Source organism: Hydrogenispora ethanolica, from assembly GCF_004340685.1.
Classification (GTDB): Bacteria; Bacillota; UBA4882; order UBA8346; family UBA8346; genus Hydrogenispora; species Hydrogenispora ethanolica.
In genome coordinates this window covers 61324-81805 of sequence record NZ_SLUN01000009.1, presented here as the reverse complement: position 1 = coordinate 81805, position 20482 = coordinate 61324, and the positions used below count along the sequence as shown (strand labels likewise).

Genomic DNA, 20482 nt, shown 5'->3' with positions numbered 1-20482 from the left:
GGCCTCATGCCGGCCCTTGATGGAACCGGTAAGCCAAACGGTCAGACAAGCCATTACTAATTAAATGTGATTTTAGTCGGCAACCCTGGAACCGGCAAGACCCATCTGGCGATTGGACTCGGGATGAAACTATGTTCTTTAGGTTTCCGGGTTAAATTTATCACCGCCGCCGGACTGGCCATTGCCTTGCATGAAGCCCAGGAACTGAAAAAACTGGGCCGTGTGCAGCAACAGTTGGCGAAAACCAATTTGTTAATCCTGGATGAGTTATCGTATGTATCGTTTAACCAGGCCCATGCTCAAAGTTTGTTTCAAGTTCTTTCCGAGCATACTGAAAGGGGCAGCGTTCTCATCACCACGAACCTTGAATTTTCAAAGTGGACGATTTCTTCGGTGATCCGATGCTAACGGCGGCATTGGTTGACCGTCTAACTTACCGGTCTCATATTTTGAATATGAACGCGGAATCTTACCGGTTAAAACAACGCCGTAAGGGAGGTGAGGCCGGCGAAGTTTGATTCGCCGCTTCCCCCCATGGGGGAGTTCTCTCTAGTGCTTTTGCTTCTTTATGCTTTATGTGGATCACTTTTTCAATATCGTTAGTGGATCATTTTTTCAATATCACCTGGATCAATTTTTCGTTGACAATCGCACAAAACAACGCCAGACCAATAATTATAAAGTTATATTACAAAAGGGCATGGAACTTGTTTTCAAAATTTTACCATTCTCTTCATAGATAGCCTTTTTTCTTTTGAGCTTCCTTGAAAGCACAAACTGATAAACACTTATAACATCTTACGCATTTTCTTGCATCAACAACTGGGTAGAGAAACCCTTCTTCATCAGGTTCCATAGTTATGGCGTTACTAGAGCAAATCGCGTAGCAAGCAGTACATCCGCAACAACTTTCTCGTTTTTGGTAGAGTTCTGGAAGGGGAATTTTGTTTTCAATGTACTCTATAGTATTGTTCTTGTAGCGTGTGGATTTGTTTGGTATTTGGTATGGATATTCTACCCACTGTGTTTTATACTCTGTTAAGTGTTTAAGAATTTCACGTAGAAATAACATAATTGCCCTATCCTCTACTCTTTTTAATACAAGCCCACGTTAGTTTAGAGTGAATTCTAAAATTCTAAAATATCATTGAATTCCTGACTGAGGTGGAATATCTTTAAATGCATATGACTTTTTATCTAGATACATCAAAGTGTTTGCAGGTATCTCCTCCCTAACGACAACACCTGCAGCAATTACAGTATTATGTCCTATTTTACAATTTCTTAGCAAAATTGCATTTGCACCAATCCAAACGTCTCTTTCAACGTAAATATTACCTTTTTTGGATAATTCCCAATTTTGAACACAATCAGCAAAGTAATAATGATCATGGTCAAACATTGACACTCCTGTCCCAATAGCAATATGCTTATCTAAATATATCTCATTCATACAAACAATTTGTGCATTTCTATTTAAAAATGTCCCTTCGCCAATTGTTAGCTTTGCACCAGTCCCAACCTCAAAATATGAATATTTTCGTAAATAAACAGCTTTTTTAATATTAAAAACTCCATTAACGTTAACTGATAGAGTTACTCCTTTTTCAATTTTTACTTTTTCCCCAAGGTAAAGACGTGCCTTTTTGTTCATCGTTATTGTTGCAAATGGGTGAAAATAAGTTGTTAAATGAAAAACTATTCTATACCTATATATAAATTTATATATTACCAACTTGATTAATCCAAATAAACGAACTAAAATTTCCACAATTTTAACCTCACAATCACGTTTCTTAATTTTATTAAATGACTATGACTTTTAGTCAGCAATCACTTGCCAATCGAACACGTGTTTTAGTATAATTTAGCCACAAACATTTGTTTGGGAGGTTGTTGGTTATGGCTAAACAAGAAGCATTAAGCTTCATGGAGTTTAAAAATAAGTTTAATAGTGAGGACGCTTGCCGAGAGCACCTTTTTAAGATGCGCTGGCCTGACGGTTTTAAGTGCCCCAGATGTGGTAACGAGACTTATTACGTAATCGCTACACGTAACCACTATGAATGCACATCCTGTCATTATCAGGCATCCGTCATTGTAGGCACCGTTATGGAGAAGACACATATCAAGCTTGAGAAGTGGTTCTGGGCCATCTACTTTATAGGAAGAGATAAAAGAGGGTGTTCAGCTATGATGCTTTCAAAAGAGCTTGAAATATCCTACAAAGCAGCCTGGTTTATGCTCCACAGAATCCGCAAGGCCATGGCGGATCGGGATTCCAAATACCTCCTTGCCGGTGTGGTTGAACTGGATGATGCTTACTTCGGAGCACCGGAAGAAGAAGGCAAACGTGGAAGGGGAACCAGTAAAGCCAAGGTAATAGTTGGGCTATCTCTCAATGATGAAAGTCATCCTCAGTTTCTTAAAATGGAAGTCGTCAATGACTTAAAAAAGCAGACGATTGCCGAGTTTGCCCATTCAAACATCGAAAGTGGCTCAACGATTTCAAGTGATGCATACCATTCTTACCGGAACCTTCAAAAGGAAGGATATAAACTGGAATTCAAAACATTTAATCCCAAAGAGGATCCGGAACACTTGAAATGGCTGCATACCATTGTCTCCAATGCAAAAGCCTTTGTAGCTGGTACATTTCATGGTCTTGATGAAAAGCATTTGCAACGGTACCTGGATGAATTCTGCTACAGATTTAACCGTAGATTTTTTGTGAATGAGTTATTCAACCGTATTGTTAATAGCTGCATCACCTCGCATAAGATTAAGTATACTGAACTAACGGTATAGTCATTTTTTATTAAAATAACCTTTTATTCTTAATTAACTTTCCAATAAACTCCCTATTCATTGCAAAATATATAACTAATACCATAAACAAAATAGAGTATCGTAAAATATAGGTGTTATATAGTAACATAAATACTATTCCGATTATTCCGCAAATAAACAAACTAACAAACATAAAACTATTAGAATAGATTTTAGTTTTCAAAATGTATATTACTGCAAAATAATGTATTAACATTAATATTAGATAACTGAATGAAGTTGTGTAAGCCGCTGCAATAAACCCAAACTTAGGAATGAACAAAATATTTAAAAATATATTTGTTAATGCCGCGAAAAGTGAACCCATAGAAATAATTTTAGTCTTTTTCAGTTGGATTTCTATATTAACATAATGGTTATAAATATATTGACACACTATTCCTATCGTAACAGGTGGCACAACCCAAATTGCAGACTTATATGTTTTCCCACCTAATATAGCAATTGCTTCTGGAGCAAAAGCAATGCAACAAACACCAAGAAAACACCCTAATATAATTAAAGTTTTTATATTTTTTTTGATTTCTGAATATTCTCCTAAAGCAAATTTGTCATAAAACCATGGTGCCCAAGCTTCACTAATTGCGTTCATTACAATGTTAATTAAAATTGCATACTGATAAGCCAAGCTATAAAAACCTGTTGCATCATTTCCACAGTATTTTGAAATAAAGATTCTATCGGATTGAGATAATATGTTAAGAGAAACTGTGTGAATAATCAGAGGAACGGATAATAGAAGACCATATTTCCAATATTCTAGATTAATAGAAAGTTGTCTCTTTTTATATGTGATTGTCCATAAAAATATACCTAATAATACAGTTGGAAGCGCTGTGCCTAAAATTTTGCCCAAATATTTATTTTTAAAAAAATATAAAAATATTAAAGACATTAATGCTGTACTAACTGTTATATATATTGTAATTGCTACGTTTTCTTTAATTTTATATGTGTATCTATATCTGCATTGAGCTAAAGTAACTGCAGTTGAAAAAAACAAATATACAATTAAAATATATACTAACAATGGTTCTATTCCTAAACCTAATGCTACAGGCTTAATAAAAATAATCATCAATATAGCTGCTAAAATATTTAGAACCGCCGCCATTAATTGAATAGAGCCTAAATAATCTTCAAATTTACCAGGAAAATCTTGTTTTGCTCGTGGTGCACTATATGTTAAGTTTAACGAGCTGAATACCAATAAAAGGCTATACCATGAAATAAAAGTTGAGGCAATGCCATAATCGGAAGCAGACATCATTCTTGTATATATAGGTGTCGTTACAATAGAAATTGCTTTTACTGCTATAGATGATATAGTATACCATAGACCTGCTTTAAATGCATTTTTTGATAAATCATCAATTTCTTTTGAGTTTTTTTCCATAAGCTCTATTAATTACTCCAAAATTATCATACTATTCCTGTGTTTTTTTCCGAAATAAGCTTTTAATTTCCCACTTAATCCTTTGTTTCAAATTAAACTTTATATATTTTTTTAAGACATAGTCAAAACCTTTTTTCCTGTAATCCTCCCAAAATCGCTCTCGTTGATTTGGAATATTAAAATTTTCCACTAATGGAGGTTGAATACAATATGCTAATTCTGTCTTAACATATTCGATTTGATTATTTACTAAATTGAAATATAATTGTCCTTTCTCATTATTAATTAAAACTAATGATACCCCATTGTCATCATTGAAACTAGGAATTACTTTATCAATTCCCCAAAAATCAGCAAGTGAAATATCACTTGGTCTATGCTCTCCCTTGTATGGACAATAATAACATGTAGGTCTTATGCAAAAGTGACTATAAAATAAATCAGCAAATTTACTGCTATTTATTACTTTTTTTCCCCCAAAAGTAAACGATAAGACATGAGCTCCCCACCCATATTTCTTTTTATCTCGAAAATCAACTTTAATTAAGTCCTCTCCATATCTTCTTTTTAATGATTTCTTATATTCATCCCAAATTAATGGGCTAGGAACCCCTTGGCATATAATATCAACAAGTAAAAGTTTTGTTAAGTCTATTCCATTTAAATAACGCTTAAGACCATCGATTTGACAAGAAGTCCCTGAAAACAAAACAAACAAATTATTCGATAAGTCTTCCCTAACACATTTATATACATCTTTTAAATTGCTTTGAACATATTTAGAACCACGAAATAATTTACATTCGTCTTTATTAGTAGCTCTAGCATGAATTGCAACAAATGAACTATCTAAAAGGCAACCATAAACAATTCCTTTTTTCTCAAGAATATAGTTACTTAATGCGGAAAAAAAGCCCCCTGATCTTGATTCAATCCTTTCAGAAAACTCTTTATGTTTCACAGCATAGTATTTAGGATATTCTTTTTCCTCTTCTATCATTTCTTTGAAATCTCAGTACGATTAGGATAACCTAATGTACTAAATTCCTTTCTGCTTAATAAGGGCTTTATAATTTCCTATCAAATAGCTTATTATTCTTATACGTTTGCTCATGCCTTGTTTTAGGTTTCTTAATAAATTTTTACCAGAGAATGACTTATTAGTTGTTCTCATATGGGATCCTCCAAAAGACTTGAGTGGTAAGAACCAATCGCTTTCAACTAATTTAAAAATTGTTGGGTTTTTGCGATAAGACATTAATAGTACTAACTGATCATCATCTATTAATCCCACATTTGTTAATTCTATGGCTGATTGTAAAAATGTTAACCACAACTCTTCAACTAAATTAGGTGGAGAAATAAACATACACCCCATAATGCAATCAGGTTTTAAAGTTCTTACAATTTCAAAAATGGGTCTTTCATCTAAAGGTGTTAAAAAAAATAAAGTAACCTTATCACCAAAATCGTATGACCATTCAAAATCATAATCCTCAGGGTAAGGATATAATGCTCCACCATGGTTAAAACCAAAGTCCATCCATGCAATTTGTGTTGTTAAGTTGAACCGTTTCTGGGCATCATTCATAAAATATGATTTTAGATAGTTTATTAAATCATATTCCGGAATATTTGATGTTGCGTTTTTTATTAAACGGAAATTTTTAAAATAATAGTCTTTACTGACACATTCGAGGCGTTTATATAAATTTTCTTCAATCGCAAATAAATCTTCAAATATTATAACTTCTGTTTTTTCTTCAAGATTAAAATTCTTTCTTATTTCCTTTACTCTTGAAGCAACTAGTTGATTCCCACAATAAACAATTAATCTATTTCTAATTCTCGCCCAGTGTTCAAACCATGCTATGTATTTCTCATTTGTTCTTGGAATAGCTTTATAGTTGCTTCTCCCTATATCAAAAAAAGCAGTCACTATTGTAATACTTTTCATAATGTTCCCATCCCCTAGATTATCTCCTTAACGCTTCATTTAAAAACTTTTTAGAATTTTTTACTTTTTCTTCCAAAAAAGGACTAACGTCTTCATATTTTATTGATTTCTTTATAAATTTAAAGATTTGGTCATATCCGTCGGATGCATTTTGATTTCTTTCTATAAGACCTAGTGATTTTAATAAATCAACAACTTTGTCTGAATGTGAACCAAATGATATAAATTGCTGATTAGTAATTATTGCAAAAACTGTTCCGTGAAATGTATTGGTAAAAAAGTAATCAGCATTCTTTATTAAAGATATCCATTCAAACGGAGATGGAGTAAGATTTAGGTCTGCCCATTCTAAGTAAGTACCTGTAGATATGATTATTTTCTCTTCTCCTTTAGCATATTTAGTAATTATCCCTTTTTCGTTTTCATCTAATCCATATGAGTAAATTAAGACATAGTTACTATATTCTACAGGAGGAAGTATCTGAGAATAATCTATTAGAAATGTTGGGTCAACAACATACTCTAAACTTAATTTTGAGAGCTTACTTATAGCGTCAAATGTATTTGAATCACGTACTCCAATTGATTGCAATTTTTTAATCCCAAAAATTGTATAAGGAAATATTACAAATTGCCAATATTTTGTTTTACCTAAACTGGGTGCATACGCTATCACTTTACCGGCATTTATACCGAGTCCATATAAAATTGGTAACGGTCTACAACCTAAATTCCGAATATTCCAAATCTCATCACTACCCAAAATAACAGTCTCAAAAAATTGCCTGCTCTTATGTCCGATTTTAAGCTGCTTTTGAAATTCTCTAATAGCTGAATGGTGTTTTTCGAAAAATAAAGTTTCATCATTTTTGATACCAGATTTCCTCATTTTTTTTTGTTTAATAGAATTATGCTTAATCAACATAACTTCATAACCTTGTTTTTCCAAATAGGTCTGTAATGCGTAGGCTTGTAAAACGGCTCCAAAATTTAATGCGTTAAAAAAAGTAACAATTCCTATCATATCGTATTAGCTAATATGAATATTAGCATTAACCCCCTAATTATCTCTTAAGTATTTTCTTTATATTCTGTTTAATATAACTTACCATAAATGCTAGAGAAGGTAATTTATTAAAACCAAATAAATTTTTAAGTTTATGATTTAAAATTCTTAGCCATTTCCAATCATCCATCATATTATCATTGGGATAGATAATTTTACAAGAATCACCTTTCATAACTTCATGAAATAACTTTTCCCATTCCTTAATAATTATCTCCGGTGTAAAATTCTGATTATAAAATAACTGTCCATTAGCCCCATATAAGCTATTGGTCTCATTATCTTTCAGTAGCGTCACTATTGCCTCCCTTAATTGTTTACCTGTCTTTATTAATAATCCTGTGTGTTTATCAGATATCGTATCCAAAAGACCATATCCTTTATAGGAAACAACTGGAATACCAACTGCCTCAAACTCCACAGCAGACAAACAGAAAGTTTCAGAAATACCTGTTGGGTTAGCGACTCCTACTTTCGTTTTTTCAATAATTTTTTCTTTTTCAACACCCATTGTTCCACAGAAGCATACTGAGTCTAATAAATTTTCATTTTTAGATAAATACTTCATTAACTTTGTTTCGTATCTCTTCTCAGCAATATTTTGGGGTCCCATTTCTGCAAATCTATCATAAAGCTTCCCACTACCAATTACATATAACTTCGCATCAGGAACTTCCTTTAAAATAGCCTTCCATTGCTTAGCTAACTTATGAAACCCTTTGGTTGGTATTAGAGCACCAACGTAAGTTACTGATTTTTCTTTTAATTTACAATCAATCTTTTCAATTTTTCCAGGTACAACCATATTATAAATATAAACAGCCTTATTTATTATATAGTCATCAAAATAAGCGTCATAGTGTTGACGACCAACAAAAACTATCCTTTTTACACTGCTACATTTTTGCAATCGCTCAATATTACGATAATCAATGTAATTATGTACCCACGCTATGCTTCTTATATTGAGCTGATCAAGCTTCTTGTAATAATCTGATCCTCTCGTTTTTGGAACAAAAATAAAAATATCTATGTTATCCTCTTTTACTTTTTCCAGTGTATCAACATCATTTTCAATAACAACCTGATTTATTATTTCTGGAAGAGTTATCAAATTTGAAGTATACATAACTACATCAATTTTTTTACAGTATTTAATCAAATAATAACTCAACTGAATGAGAAGAAATTCTGTTCCACCAACTCCTGGATTCCCCTCTTCTAATTTTGAAAAATCGATATTACCAAGTTCTTTACCTTCAAATCGTATTCCAACTTTCATTTTTCATCTCCAAAAAAATAAAAATTTAAAAGTACTCTTTACTTTTTTATAATGAGTCACTAGCGTTGCATAAAACCAGAGTTCCAAAGGAAAGCAGCAAAAAGTAAATTCTAATGGAATAATAATCAAATGATGGTACATACAACCATCGATAATTTTCTAAGGAGTTTAGACTTCCCGTACAACCCATTCAAGAAGCCCTTATCCACAAATTTACATTATAAAGTTTTCAAAGGAACATTGGGTCATAAGTCAGATCATCAAGATGATCGGTCTCCCGAGTCTCAAAAAATTGCCATTCAATCATCCGATAAATCAAATCGTAATCTGTCCGGTGTCTTCCGCGAGAGTGACGCTGCGGATTGCGGCGCAATTTTTCCAGCAAGGTCTCAAATGGTTTATGGATATTCACTTTAAGGATTCGGGTCAATTCCAGCAACGTATGGGTATAGCCGGTTTTTAATTTAAACAGCAGCAGCAAACAATAACTGCAAAGCGCGATATAGAGCTGATTCTCAACCGCCGGCATACTCAAACCGTAAAAATGTTTGATGCTGAAATGCTGTTTGAGCCATTTGAAAAACAGTTCAATCTGCCAGCGGTAGCGATATAAGTCTCCAACAGCGGTCGCTTCCAGTTCGAAATCATTGGTGATGATGACAATCCGCTCACCTTGGGTATCCAAAACTTCGATCAGCCGGAGGGGATGTTCCATTTTGGTTTGATTGCCGCCCAGATAAACTTGTTGGTCTTTAAGAATTGACCCGTTTACCGGAAAGTCTTTGACTACGTCAATGAGGGCGTTCCATTTTAATCTTGTGACGAAACGGATTCCCTTTTGGCAGTACGGGTCAAATTTCCGGTAATCGATATAGCCCCGGTCAAACACATTTATTGCGTCTTTGTCCGTGACCACCAATTCATCCATCTCTCGTTTATCGGCCACCTTGGCGTTGGTGATAACCGCTTGCCCGGGGAGCGCGATTCCATCTTGAAATTGCAAGCGGAGATGGAGTTTGATCCCACTTTTGGTCTGGCGAAAGATCGCCCATGGATAGCGGGTTAAGCAAAGACTGATGGTACTCGAATCAATCAGATGAAGCCGTCCCAGTTCTTTCGTTAATTTATCAAATCCAATTTGGCTTCCCAGTTCCGTCAAGGATTGTTTGAAAAGCAGTTTAACGGCATCGGGCGGAAGTGTCCGCAAACGACGGGAAATTTGAGAAGCGCTAATCGACTCAAGACCAATCGCCCGACAGAAATCTTCGTTGTAAAAGTTGCTTGTGATCTCCCGTAAATTATCCTGTTGTTGGATTTGGGCATGGGCAATAAGTTGTATTAATTGAATGGCGCTTAATTTTTTAACGTACTTGTCGACCCCCAGTTCAGTGAGTTGTTCGAATATTCTTTGTTGAAAAATGGGTTGAAACAGTTGACTATAAGTGGATGTTTTGATATCCTTGTCTTGCATTTGGCACTCCTTTTTAGAGGATTAGACAAGGGCTTCTTGTTCTACTCTCTATTATAAGGAGTTTTTTCTTATCTGTTTCTTCTTTTTCTCATTTTTTTGCTGCTTTTTGCCTCTCCCTGCTTGACTTTTGTTCCTTAGGTTTATACAACGCTAGTGGCAAATTATATAAACAATGTCATATTTTTTAAGCTTTCTATTCTGCAAAAGATTTTAAATTAGGGATTTTTATAACCACATCATTGAATGTGTATTCGAAAAATACTTTAATAAAAATCATGCAGATAACAGCTTCATGATAATTAAAAAAGCCGTTAAAAAATGCTAATGAAAGAATAAATAATAGTGTCCATATTGCATTTTTACCATATATAAAAATTTTTAATTGCCTTATAAATACCATAAGCATCGGTAAACCATAGCATACTGCAATATTCAAAAAATCGTTATGCGCATGAATTTCTAGACCGTAATGGTGGAAATTCCAAGAGTATAATTTGGAAATTCCACCGCCAAAAAGATACTTTAGTATCGAGGATCCGTTTGTTAAATATTGTAATGAAGATAAAAATATCGCTGGCCTTCCATTTGAAATACTACCGCCCAACCTTGAATTATCTGTCTTTAAAATAACTGCATCTAAAATATTAGTTTGTTGTAAAATCACCAAACCAATAATAGCAATGAGAAGTACGTATATAATTGATTTTGCCTTTTTTTTGACTAAAAAATATAATACAATCACGGCAATTGCAAATAGTGTTGTTCTTACGGCAGTCATCAAAACTAAGCAAATGTTAACTATTGCAAAAACAATGGCTAGTTTTGATCTCTTCTTCACAAAAAGATATACACCGATTAAAACCAAATACGTTAGAAGGTATGCCAACTTATGGCTTAATGAGAATGGACCAGCTAATACTTCTGTTCCCCAACCACTTTGAAACCCATTTTCAATAGCTGATTTAATAAGTATGATATAAAATATTATCTGGGAGATATAATAAATTTTTGATTTATCTAATAGATAACTCGAAAAATTCTCGCTTAAATTATATCTATTAGAAAAAACTTCAAAAAAGAAAAGAGTAATCATTAAACTTACAAATACCAAAAAATCTGTTGATGATTCTTCCCTTAAAATTGAGACTACTAATAAGGATAAAACTATGCAAATTTGTAATACAGTGAAATAATTTATTTTATATTTACAACACATACAACATAATATTATCGTGAGTGCAAATAATATAATTTCAAATGTTGTTACATTATCGCCTTTAAATATATATGCAATCCCAAGAACTAATGTTGGATAAATTAACAAAAGAAAATATAATATATTCCCTATATAAATCTTCCCATTTTTTAAATATGCATTCATTTACTCACCCGTTATTCCTAAATGTATAAAACTATGATTGAATGTTCCAATCCGGTAACTTTCTGAAAAAGCACTTCCCTCTGCGTCAAACTATAAAAGAATTTATCTATCTAGTTTAAAGCCTTGTCCTTGAAAACAAAATAGTGTCTTAACAAATCTCCAAAAAAATATAAGCTTAACTTATTAATCAGTTTCATATATACATGTCTATAAGATTTTATTTCATTAAGATATCTATTCTTTTTCCAATTTGGAAATTTATTGGATATTAAATCATAGGTTTTGTAAAGTAAATTATCTCGTAGTTCCTTATCTTTAATCCTACAAATACGCTCCATCGAACTACCTAGCATAATTCTAATATAAAAATATTCTAACTCGCATTGGTATTCGTCATATAGTTTTCTTTCTTTATAATAATCCAGAATATTATCTAATACTTGAAAGATTTGTGCAGTTTTATTGTTTTGTGTATTTGCTATCGAACCACTACGCTGTACATAATAAACAAAAGGTTCTGGGACATAACTCGCCACCTCAATATAAGGAATAAGTTTACAAAAGAATTCAGTATCCTCATAAATCAATCCTTTTGGAAAAATAACCCCCGTTTGAACCAGCAAATCTCTTCGATAAATTTTGTTCCATGCAGCAGCCAATGTATCAATAAACATATCTTTCTTGTCTACATATTTTTTAGCCTTAATTAATTCATCTTTAGACGCATATGATTTATAGTAGTCACAAACTACAATGTCACTATTTTCTTCTTTTGCTTTGTTATACATTTTCTCATACATATCCGATCTAATATAGTCATCGGAATCAATAAAACCGATATACTCTCCTTTACAATAAGGTATCCCAAAATTTCTTGCGTCTGACAATCCACCGTTTTCTTTTATCAAAGAGTGAACTAAATCAGGGTACTTTGAAACAAACTCATCAATAATTAACTGGGAACCATCAGTAGTACCATCATTCACCACGATTATTTCAATTTCTTTAAGAGTCTGATTTACAAGAGATTCTAGACATTTTCGGATATATTTTTCTACGTTATAAACTGGAACAATAATACTTACTTTGATCATCTTATTTTCCCCTAATCACTGCTAGCCAAATAAATTTACAGTTAGTGTGGAGATATCTCCTAAGCAACCTCTTAGGTTCTTGAATTAATCTATAGAACCATTCTAAATTGTTCTTCTGCATCCATTCTGGTGCTCTTTTAATATTACCTGCAAAATAATCAAAACCGGCACCGACACCAATCATTAAGCCCTTTATTTTTCCTTGATGTTCAGCCATCCACTTTTCCTGTTTTGGAGCTCCTAGTCCAACCCAGACAAAATCTGGATTTGCATCATTGATTAATTTTATGATTGCTGCATCCTCCTTCTCAGTCATTTGACGAAAAGGTGGGCTATACATTCCGGCAATTTGGATTCCCGGATAATTTTTCTCCAACATCTGGTATAATTTGTTTAATGTTTCTTCAGTAGAACCATAGAAGTAATGACGATACCCACATTCAACAGATATTTTAAATAGTTCTTCCATCAAACTAGGGCCTGTTGTTCGTTCCATCTGTTGATGGCCGCGTTTCCGACCAATTGATGATAATGGCCCGCCATCTGGAATCGCCATTAGACCACCATTTTGAATTTTGCAATAGACTTCATTCTCATATGAAGTTATCGTCGTGTGAACATTTGAAACACAGATGTAATCACCCGCAAGAAGATTACCTTTTGAATTTTTGACATATTTTTTCAGATATTTCAGAAGCCAATCCATATTGATTGCAGCGATTTCTACCCCGAGAATATTACAAATAGGAATTTCGCTTTTATCAACTTGGCGTTTGAAAATTATATTAAGATTAGGATCTGACTGAACGATATTCATCTGTTATCTCCAAATTGAAAGAATTGCAAATTACCATAATGTACCCTTCACAACACAATATATAGCGATAAGCCCAGATATATCTATCAATATATTGTGTTGCGAAGTTTTTTTTAAGAGATTTGAAATTCTCTCAATTACGAAACTTTTTCCTCTTTAAAATAATTCTCCCTGAACCAACGATAAGCCATTATTACTCCCTCTCTCAACTCAACCCGGTGCTTCCACCCCAACCCATGCAACTTACTCACATCGGTCAACTTCCTTGGCGTCCCATCAGGTTTCTCCGAATTAAACACTAACTTCCCTTCAAATCCAACCACATCTTTCACCAATTCCGCCAATTCCCCGATCGAAACCTCTTCCCCGGTCCCGATATTAACATGCTCTTCCCCATCATAGTTTTCCATTAAGAACACGCAAGCATCGGCCATATCGTCTACATACAAAAACTCGCGAAGTGGTTTCCCTGTCCCCCAAACTTCAACTTGGGGTAAATTATTGATTTTTGCCTCATGAAACTTCCTAATTAGTGCCGGCATCACATGAGAATTATTCAAGTCATAATTATCATTAGGCCCATAAAGATTGGTCGGCATGCAACTAATGAAATTATCCCCATATTGCCGTTTAAAAAATTGACACATCTTGAGTCCGGCAATCTTGGCAAGCGCATAAGCCTCATTGGTCGGTTCCAAATATCCCGAAAGCAAATACTCTTCCTTAATGGGTTGCGGAGCCATTTTCGGATAGATACAGGTGCTCCCTAAAAATAGAAGCTTTTTAACCTTGTAATCATGAGCCGCCTTGATGATATTATTTTGGATCATCAAATTTTCGTAGATAAAATCCGCCGGATACATATTATTGGCATAAATCCCCCCGACTTTCGCCGCTGCCAAAAATACATATTCCGGCCGTTCCTTTTCGAAAAAATCCCTTACATCTTGTTGATTGGTCAAATCAAGCTCCGCATGGGTTCTTCCGATAATATTGGTATATCCCTTACTTTCGAGATTCCTAACGATGGCCGATCCGACCAAACCGCGATGGCCGGCCACGTAAATTTTGCTATCCTTATCCAATCCGGTTCACTCCTTAATGGAAACGTAGATGCTCCAGATGCCTAAATGCTGGTGATGTTTCTTGGGTCTATTGTTCGTGGTTCGTAGTTCGTTGTTCAATAACGAATTCAGGCCTACTCTCTAGTCATATCATAAACAGCCAACAACTTACGAACCACCAACTACCAACCACGAACAACTATAAACATCCTACCAACCACCAACCCCTACCTACCATGCAATCCTTAATGCTATGAATTAACGTTTGTTACATTCGCCTCTAAATAAGCTTGGACACTTTCTCCCGTCAATTCCTTAATGTCGGCTTCGACCATCATCCGCACCAGCCCTTTAAAGTCAACCCTTCTCTTCCATCCCAATTCTCTTTCAGCCTTGGTTGGGTCTCCCCACAAGAGTTCCACCTCGGTTGGCCGGAAGTATCTCGGATTGACGTCAACCAGGAGCTTGCCCGTCCTTTTATTATAACCCTTTTCGTTAACTCCTGTTCCATGCCATTCAATATCGATACCGACTTCCCTAAAGGATAGCTCGACAAATTCCCTTACGGTATGCGTCTCACCCGTCGCTATCACATAATCCTGAGACTTTTCCTGTTGCAAAATCAGCCACATTGCTTCGACATAATCTCCCGCAAAACCCCAGTCGCGCTTGGCATCAAGGTTTCCTAAAGAAAGTTTCTCCTGTTTCCCAGCCATAATATTTGCAACAGCGCGAGTAATTTTTCTTGTAACAAAAGTCTCGCCTCTGCGCGGCGATTCATGATTAAATAATATGCCGTTGCAAGCAAACAGATCATAACCTTCCCGGTAATTCACCGTAATCCAGTATGCATAAAGCTTTGCTGCGGCATAAGGGCTTCTCGGATAAAAGGGGGTCTTTTCACTCTGCGGAGCAGTCCCGGGCATTCCACCATAAAGCTCACTCGTTGATGCCTGATAGAATCTGGTCTTTACGCCACTCTCTTTAATTGCATCCAGCAATCGCAAGGTCCCAATCCCATCCGTCTCCGCGGTATACTCAGGTACTTCAAAAGACACCTGGACATGGCTTTGCGCCGCCAGATTATAAATCTCATCCGGCCGGATTTTTTCAATCAACCGGTTTAAATTGCTGGAATCCGTTAAATCGCCATGGTCAAGAAAAAGGCTTTTATTCCCAATTTCCGGATCCTCAAACAAGTGATCGATCCTTTTGGTATTAAACGAACTCGCCCTGCGGATGAGTCCATGAACTTCATATCCTTTATCGAGCAAAAACTCGGCCAAATAGGAACCATCCTGCCCGGTGATTCCGGTTATCAAAGCTTTCCTCACGTAAAATCCTCCTCGGTAAAGTTCCTGGTTGTTGACGCTGACCTGATTGCTGATTCAGGTTCTTGGTTGTTGATGCTGATTCTTGAAGTTGATTCATTGTTCTTGGTTCTACTAACAACTAATAACCAACAACGCTCTTCGCCCCACCCGCCAACTACCTACCAATCACACTCTTCGTCCATCTAATAAGCAAATACCGATTTTAATTCAATCAGTAAATCTGGAAAAACTCCAACTTTAACACTATTTTCTTCAGAATATACATCAGGTCTACCGTAGCGATTGTTTTCCAAAAGGGTAAATACATTGATAATTTTCTCTTCCGGCTCTACTATCCAATATTCTTGAACGCCAGCCTTCTCATATTTGTTAAATTTATATAATTTATCCATCTTACCGGACGATGGAGAAACAATTTCGATTATAAGTGTAGGCGCGCCATAATAACCTGTTCCTTTAAGTCTGGATTTATCACATATAATAAGGATATCCGGTTGCAATACATTGGCTACGTCTTCATCCTTTTCATCACTTTCTGGTAATCTTAAATCAAAGGGTGTAGAAAAAACTTGACATGGCTTACCTTGAAGATAATTACCGAATTGGATTAACAATTCACGTGAAATTACCTGATGTTGCCATATGGGCGCGGCTTGCAAGTGAGGAATGCCATCAATTAGTTCATATCTTTCTTCATCCGGCCAAGTTAGATAGTCTTTATAGGTGTATTTTTCATTTTGACCTCTTAGTAATGGCATAATATCACTCCTTCGTTTTTAATGTTGATGTTGACTCTTGATGTCAATTCATATTCCTGGTTCTTGGTTGTTGACGTTGATTCTGAATGCTCATTCAGGTTCTTGGTTTTAACAACTAACAACGCTCTTCGTCAATCTACCAAGAACTAAGAACCAAGAACAATAAATCCAAACCAACCAACAACATCTGGAACTTCATCGTGTTCATTCCACCTTGCGCAATACAACATCATGAGCGGTGACTTTCAGCGCTAAACGGTCCAGTTTCGTTTCGAAACGAGTCTGGGATTCGAGCATCCGACCGTTAGCTTCCAGCAAAACTTCCCCGGCGTCAAAGAGCGCGTTTAGCTTCCGGCCATGATCGTTCTCAATATGGATGACGGATCCTTTGACCTTTTCCAGATCAATTTTCAGCCCATCAACATCCGTTCTCAGCACCGCTACATCAGTTTTCAGTCCGGTTACATCCGCTCTAAGTTCACTAACATCCTTCTTAAGTCCGGTAACTTCAGTCTTCAGCTCATCGACATCCGTCCGCAGCGCTGCCACATCGGTCTTCAGTCCGGCCACATCGGTCTTAAGCTCATTAACATCCTTCTTGAGTCCGGTAACTTCAGTCTTAAGCCCATCGACATCCGTCCGTAGCGCCGCCACATCGGTCTTCAGTCCAGTCACGTCGGTCTTCAACTCGTCAATATCCGAATGAATTCCCGTAACCTCCTGGGTTAATCGGGCCAGATGCTCCAGAACTAAATCTTGAAACTTTCCGGTCTCCATTAGCTCAATTTCTCCCCGCGTTTTTGTTCTTGGATCTTGGGTATGAATGCTGTTGATGCTAATTCAGGATGTAATTCAGGTTCGTGGTTCGTAGTTGTTGATGTTATTCTGAATGATAATTCAAGCTCGTAGTAGAATCTCCAACTACCAACCATTAATAATACCCTCGCAAAATTCAATCATGATAACCATTCCATCCTGTGAATCATGGTTCAGACAACCACCACTACGAACCAAACACCCTCGACATTATGAAAGGCCCGAGCCCTTGGAGTCCAACCGGATCCAGACGGCGTTCACTACCATCAGCGGCAGCGCGAGGATACTGATGAGCACGCCTGCCGCCGGATCGAATATACGTTTAGAAACTTTATTCCATGAATTGGATAAATTATTCTCGACGTTAAGCATGATCACCTTCTGGTTGCGCAAAGTATTTACTTCCATATTGCTCATGGAACCCCGCTCAAGCCCGGGACCACCACCAAGTTTTCAAGTAAAGGTTAACTTGGTCTCCTTCATAATGGAATCTCTTCTTGATGAATTGCTTTTACAAAGGGAGACTCCCGCAGCGGAGAGTTATACAAATTTCCGGTTTATGCTCTCCGTCTGAATAGTTCGTAGTTGTTGAGGTTATCCTGTGAAAGTCACTGGATGATAATTCAAGTTCGTGGTAGAATCTCGAACTACCAACCACCAACTCTAAGCTTCACAACCAACCCTCAATTCTACAAACCACCAACCAACACCGCCTTTCATCGAGCCTGTTTTTTAAGCCGCTGCAACTGAGTTTCCTGGCTGAATAAACGGTCATTAAGAGCGTCAAACTTATCTTCCATTTGCTCATTTTGGAGATCAAGCTTCTTCTCAATATGTTGGAGCATTGCAATAATATCTTTTTGACTTTCGGCAATCCCCCGGTTGAGATCGTCCTTGGTGACCATATTATTTTTTATATCGGCAATCGCCCGGTTGAGTTCGTCCTTAGTAGCCATGTTATTTTTTATATCCGCCATTTCCTGGTCCAGCTTCGCCAAATGCTCCAATATTAGAGCTTGAAATTTTTCATTATCCATCGTTTTCGCCTCTTTATTTGTTTTGTTGGCGATGCAAAATTCTGAATGATGCTGATTCTGATTGCTGACTCAAGTTCATGGCTCGTGGTTGTAGGTGTCATTCTGGTTGATAATTCAAGTTCGTGGTAGATGATGATGATCTGATTGCTGATTCAAGTTCGTGGTTCGTAGTTGTTGATGTTATTCTGGAAGTTAATTCAAGTTCTTCAACTACCAACCTTAGACATTGATGACCAACCCTCAATTTTACGAACCACGAACCCTATACCCAACTACAACTTAAGAACCACCAACTACCAACCACGAACTCTCCACATCCACATCCACAACCGCTCACGCCCTAATACGCCCCTCGTTTCCCCAGCACGACCTTCACCGTTTTCAGGAGCAATATCACATCCAGCCAAAAGGACCAATTCCGCACATACCAGCTGTCCATCCCCAGCCTGCCCTCAAACTCCACGTCATTCCGGCCGCCGGTCTGCCACAGCCCGGTGATTCCCGGCACGGTCTCGATGATCGTATCGTAATAATAACCCATTTTCTCTTTTTCCCGTGGCAGGTATGGCCTAGGCCCTACCAGGCTCATGTTGCCTAAGAGGACGTTGTAGACCTGAGGCAGCTCGTCCAGGGAGAACCGGCGCAAAAACCGTCCGGCCCTGGTGACGCGGGGATCCGCCGTCTTCAGCTTGGCGAAACGCTCCCATTCTTCCCTCGCTTCGGGATTCCGGTCAAAATACTCGTCGAGCAAGGCATCGCCATTCACGTGCATGGTCCGGAATTTGTAACAGATAAACTCCCGGCCGTTCTTGCCGATCCGCTTGGCATTGTAAAAGGCCGGGCCTTTCGAGTCCAGCCGGATCCAGAGCGCAATCAGGAGAATCAGCGGCGTCGCCAGAATCGCGATGAGCGTGCCGGCCACCAGATCGAATAGCCGCTTCCACAATATGTTCCAGGCATTGGTGAGATTATTCTTGGTGTTGAGCAGAATGACCTTCTGGTTGAGCAAGGTATTGACTTCCATATTGCTCATGGGAACCCCGATCAGATCGGGGATCACCACCAGGCTCTTGACCAATGGTTGGATGCGGTTGACCAGATCGATCAATTGCTCCCGCTTGATCCCATCCGCCGCGATCATCACATCCTGAATGTCGCTGGACTTGAGCATTGATTCCACGTCATTCATATTTTGATGGACCGGAAACCGGGCGTCTCGTCCCCGGGCCGGATGGTCGTCGATGACTCCGGCGATCTGGTAGCCCATATTGGGTTCTTCTTCAAAGGCCGCCTGGATCAGCTCAGCGGTGGTCGAAGAACCGAGGAAGAGCACGGGTTTTCTCCACAGACCGCTCCTGACCATCAATCGTTTCCCAATGTAGCGGAAGACTACCAGCACCACAAAAGAGATGAGCCAGTTGCTGACCAGGAAAAGCCGGGAAAAGCTGGCGCTCCAGCCGGAAAAGAAGAGCAGGCCGATGAGGACGACCGAGGAATAGGTGCTGATCTTCAGAAATTTCTCAGTACACTGCCAAAAGGGCATTCGCTTGGTATACAGCTTTTCATAGGAGATAAATCCCAAATACACCAAAGGAATAGTGAAGAAGAAAAAAACGGGGTTTAAAGTAAAAGGCCCGACTTCGAGAAAGTACTTCATGATGATCTGCCGGACCCCGTCGCTGAGCACGAGAGCCAAAACAACCGCCAGATAATCGATGGCCACCAGGATCACAGGCGCCAGCGAGCGGCCCAACCGGGCCGCCAAGTTGAGCTTGGGTAATTTCAAGATACACTCCTGATATATCGTTTGCGGCCCCACACCTTCGCCGCCAAATCCCTCCAAAACCCGCTGCGATTCAACGGACATCCGCGTTTCCCCCTTTTTCACGCTCACGACCAAGTTGATTATCTGTTCGATTCGTTATGAATATCGGCAAAAAAGTTTTTTTCTTTGTAATTCCTAATGTCTTTCCAACAATTTTCATGAAATTCCGCCCAATCGTTTCGGTAAACCCGGTATTCAAAAAAATATCTTCCGAACCCGCTCCACTCTTTGACGTATCAAACCCTTCAGTTGTTCAAGCCATTTTTCCAAAACGAACCAATATCTTTGAAATCGTTTGGATTTCCAACCGTTCTCTTGGAATTGCCTTTGTTTT

Annotated in this window: 20 protein-coding genes and 1 pseudogene; 2 read left to right on the top strand and 19 right to left on the bottom strand. The window is 37.4% G+C overall.

Going from position 1 to position 20482, the window contains the following annotated elements:
• Positions 1–123 precede the first annotated feature (123 nt).
• Positions 124–518 (top strand): annotated as a pseudogene (locus EDC14_RS27755) (ATP-binding protein).
• A 215-nt stretch (positions 519–733) separates the two neighbouring features.
• Here EDC14_RS27755 and EDC14_RS27540 read toward each other — a convergent pair.
• Entirely contained in the window at positions 734–1072 is a 339-nt protein-coding gene (locus EDC14_RS27540; protein ID WP_132014033.1) for a 4Fe-4S dicluster domain-containing protein, read from the bottom strand.
• Positions 1073–1144: 72 nt separating this feature from the next.
• Entirely contained in the window at positions 1145–1771 is a 627-nt protein-coding gene (locus tag EDC14_RS09390) for an acyltransferase (RefSeq protein WP_132014032.1), read from the bottom strand.
• 131 nt (positions 1772–1902) lie between these two features.
• On the opposite strand from EDC14_RS09390, the gene EDC14_RS09385 reads away from it, so the two are divergent.
• Entirely contained in the window at positions 1903–2808 is a 906-nt protein-coding gene (locus tag EDC14_RS09385) for an IS1595 family transposase (RefSeq protein WP_132014031.1), read from the top strand.
• 10 nt (positions 2809–2818) lie between these two features.
• Here EDC14_RS09385 and EDC14_RS09380 read toward each other — a convergent pair whose 3' ends face one another.
• From EDC14_RS09380 to EDC14_RS27535, 17 genes are all read right to left on the bottom strand, one after another.
• The gene (locus EDC14_RS09380; protein WP_132014030.1) at positions 2819–4246 is read right to left on the bottom strand and encodes a lipopolysaccharide biosynthesis protein; all 1428 of its coding nucleotides are present in this window, start codon (positions 4244–4246) and stop codon (positions 2819–2821) included.
• A 31-nt stretch (positions 4247–4277) separates the two neighbouring features.
• Positions 4278–5246, bottom strand: coding sequence for a Coenzyme F420 hydrogenase/dehydrogenase, beta subunit C-terminal domain (locus EDC14_RS09375; RefSeq protein WP_132014029.1), 969 nt, complete (start codon positions 5244–5246; stop codon positions 4278–4280).
• Positions 5247–5285: 39 nt separating this feature from the next.
• Positions 5286–6203: a WlaTC/HtrL family glycosyltransferase gene (locus tag EDC14_RS09370; RefSeq protein ID WP_132014028.1), complete on the bottom strand. Its 918-nt coding sequence runs from the start codon at positions 6201–6203 to the stop codon at positions 5286–5288.
• Between the two features lie 19 nt (positions 6204–6222).
• Entirely contained in the window at positions 6223–7227 is a 1005-nt protein-coding gene (locus EDC14_RS09365; RefSeq protein ID WP_132014027.1) for a polysaccharide pyruvyl transferase family protein, read from the bottom strand.
• A gap of 40 nt (positions 7228–7267) precedes the next feature.
• On the bottom strand, positions 7268–8551 hold the full coding sequence (locus EDC14_RS09360) for a glycosyltransferase family 4 protein (RefSeq protein ID WP_132014026.1): 1284 nt from the start codon (positions 8549–8551) through the stop codon (positions 7268–7270).
• 229 nt (positions 8552–8780) lie between these two features.
• The gene (locus tag EDC14_RS09355; RefSeq protein WP_132014025.1) at positions 8781–10022 is read right to left on the bottom strand and encodes an IS4 family transposase; all 1242 of its coding nucleotides are present in this window, start codon (positions 10020–10022) and stop codon (positions 8781–8783) included.
• A 193-nt stretch (positions 10023–10215) separates the two neighbouring features.
• On the bottom strand, positions 10216–11403 hold the full coding sequence (locus EDC14_RS09350) for an O-antigen ligase family protein (RefSeq protein WP_132014024.1): 1188 nt from the start codon (positions 11401–11403) through the stop codon (positions 10216–10218).
• A 110-nt stretch (positions 11404–11513) separates the two neighbouring features.
• Positions 11514–12497 carry a glycosyltransferase family 2 protein gene (locus EDC14_RS09345; RefSeq protein ID WP_132014023.1) on the bottom strand — a complete coding sequence of 328 codons (984 nt, stop codon included), beginning with the start codon at positions 12495–12497 and terminating at the stop codon, positions 11514–11516.
• A gap of 1 nt (position 12498) precedes the next feature.
• Positions 12499–13314, bottom strand: coding sequence for a WecB/TagA/CpsF family glycosyltransferase (locus tag EDC14_RS09340; RefSeq protein WP_132014022.1), 816 nt, complete (start codon positions 13312–13314; stop codon positions 12499–12501).
• 137 nt (positions 13315–13451) lie between these two features.
• The gene (gene fcl, locus EDC14_RS09335) at positions 13452–14399 is read right to left on the bottom strand and encodes a GDP-L-fucose synthase (protein ID WP_132014021.1); all 948 of its coding nucleotides are present in this window, start codon (positions 14397–14399) and stop codon (positions 13452–13454) included.
• A 230-nt stretch (positions 14400–14629) separates the two neighbouring features.
• Positions 14630–15712, bottom strand: coding sequence for a GDP-mannose 4,6-dehydratase (gmd, locus tag EDC14_RS09330; RefSeq protein WP_132014020.1), 1083 nt, complete (start codon positions 15710–15712; stop codon positions 14630–14632).
• Between the two features lie 182 nt (positions 15713–15894).
• Positions 15895–16470, bottom strand: a complete 576-nt coding sequence (locus EDC14_RS09325; RefSeq protein WP_132014019.1) for a Uma2 family endonuclease — start codon at positions 16468–16470, stop codon at positions 15895–15897.
• Positions 16471–16674: 204 nt separating this feature from the next.
• Positions 16675–17247: a polyhedral envelope protein gene (locus tag EDC14_RS09320; protein WP_132014018.1), complete on the bottom strand. Its 573-nt coding sequence runs from the start codon at positions 17245–17247 to the stop codon at positions 16675–16677.
• Positions 17248–17496: 249 nt separating this feature from the next.
• Positions 17497–17679, bottom strand: coding sequence for a hypothetical protein (locus EDC14_RS09315; protein ID WP_132014017.1), 183 nt, complete (start codon positions 17677–17679; stop codon positions 17497–17499).
• Between the two features lie 323 nt (positions 17680–18002).
• Positions 18003–18323 carry a hypothetical protein gene (locus EDC14_RS09310; protein WP_132014016.1) on the bottom strand — a complete coding sequence of 107 codons (321 nt, stop codon included), beginning with the start codon at positions 18321–18323 and terminating at the stop codon, positions 18003–18005.
• Between the two features lie 340 nt (positions 18324–18663).
• Positions 18664–20109: an undecaprenyl-phosphate galactose phosphotransferase WbaP gene (gene wbaP, locus EDC14_RS09305; protein WP_243662868.1), complete on the bottom strand. Its 1446-nt coding sequence runs from the start codon at positions 20107–20109 to the stop codon at positions 18664–18666.
• A 70-nt stretch (positions 20110–20179) separates the two neighbouring features.
• Positions 20180–20308 (bottom strand): hypothetical protein, encoded by a 129-nt coding sequence (locus EDC14_RS27535; RefSeq protein WP_279388740.1) that lies wholly within the window; start codon positions 20306–20308, stop codon positions 20180–20182.
• Positions 20309–20482 lie beyond the last annotated feature (174 nt).